The following is a 1,316-nucleotide window of genomic DNA, read 5'->3' as shown; positions in this document are numbered from 1 at the left end:
TGGCGTTGACCCGGTTCGACGGACAGGGTTGGTGTGAGGTTGGTTCACGCTACCTGTTGGTGGGTGGCGTGGGTTGATTCGTAGGTGGCAGGGCTGCGGTAGCCGAGGGTGGAGTGGCGTCGGCGGGTGTTGTACCAGCCCTCGATGTAGTCGAAGATCGCGCTGGTGGCGGCCTTGCGGGTCGGCCAGGCGTGGCGGTGGATGAGCTCAGTTTTGAGGGTGGCGAAGAAGGATTCGGCGACCGCGTTGTCCCAGCATTGGCCCTTGCGTCCGACCGACAGTGTCACGCCCAGATCCCTGGCCAGGTTGGCGTATTGGGTCGAGGTGTACTGGCAGCCTCTGTCGGAGTGGAAGACCACGCTGCCCGTGGGACGGCGCCGGTTCACCGCGTCGGTGAGTGCGTCGGCGACCAGGTCGGTCCGGAGGTGGTCGGCGGTCGCCCAGCCGACCACTCGGCGGGAGGCCAGATCGATCACGGTGGCCAGGTAGAGCCAGCCTTGCCAGGTGTGGATGTAGGTGATGTCGCCACACCACCGGCGGTCCAGCTGACCGGGTTTGTCAGGGTCGATGGCGAAGTCGCGGCCGACCAGGTCCGGTCGGTGCGCGGCGGCTGGGTCAGCGATGGTGGTCGTCTTCCAGCGCCTGGGCGTCCGTCCGTACCGGTCGGCGGCGCGCATCAGCCGGGCGACCCGCTTACGTGAGCACCGCTCGCCTTGGGCTCGGAGTTCGTGGTGCACGCGCGGCGACCCGTAGGTGTGTCGGGAGTCGTCGTGGATCGCGGCGATCTTGCCGGTCAGCTCGGCGTCACGCTGCTCGCGCGCCGAGGGCCCGCTGGCGCGGTCGGCGTAGTAGGCGGAACGGGAGACTGCCAGCAACTCACATGCCCTCTTGACGTTGTGGTTGCCCTGCTTCTCCGCCTCGATGAACGGGTAGACGTTCACCGGGTCTCCTTCGCGAAGAAAGCCGTGGCCCGCTTGAGGATCTCGACATCCTCGCGCAGCCGCCGGTTCTCCCGCCGCAACTGCGCGAGCTCCTCCTTCTCGCTCGTGGTCATCCCCCCGTCGGTGCGGGTGCCGGCGTCGCGTTCGGCCTGCCGCAGCCACTCCCTGACCGCGGTCTCGGTCAGGTCGAAGTCCTTCGCGACCTGACCGATCGACCGGTCGCCGCGCTGACACAGCTCGACGATCTCGGCCTTGAACTCAGCAGTGAACGAACGACGAGGCCGCGGCTTCTTCTTGCCCATGGACTCCATGATGAACATCCTCCCGGAGCACAAGCTCCTGATCTCGGATGTCCGTCAAAACGGGGCAGGCCCA

General features: G+C 67.1%; 2 protein-coding genes. Both read right to left on the bottom strand.

Annotation, left to right across the window (positions count from 1 at the left end; all coding sequences use genetic code 11):
• Window positions 1-44 precede the first annotated feature (44 nt).
• Window positions 45-941 carry an IS3 family transposase gene (locus ABT313_RS44670; protein WP_350867202.1) on the bottom strand — a complete coding sequence of 299 codons (897 nt, stop codon included), beginning with the start codon at window positions 939-941 and terminating at the stop codon, window positions 45-47.
• Window positions 938-1,252 (bottom strand): transposase, encoded by a 315-nt coding sequence (locus tag ABT313_RS44665; protein WP_350867199.1) that lies wholly within the window; start codon window positions 1,250-1,252, stop codon window positions 938-940. Before ABT313_RS44665 ends, ABT313_RS44670 begins: the two co-directional genes overlap by 4 nt.
• Between the last annotated feature and the right edge of the window lie 64 nt (window positions 1,253-1,316).

The sequence above is a fragment of the Kribbella sp. NPDC000426 genome (genome assembly GCF_040300265.1).
In the GTDB taxonomy this organism is placed as follows: Bacteria; Actinomycetota; Actinomycetes; order Propionibacteriales; family Kribbellaceae; genus Kribbella.
The sequence above is the reverse complement of the archived record's forward strand: the minus strand, read 5'-3'. Positions and strand labels throughout refer to the sequence as shown.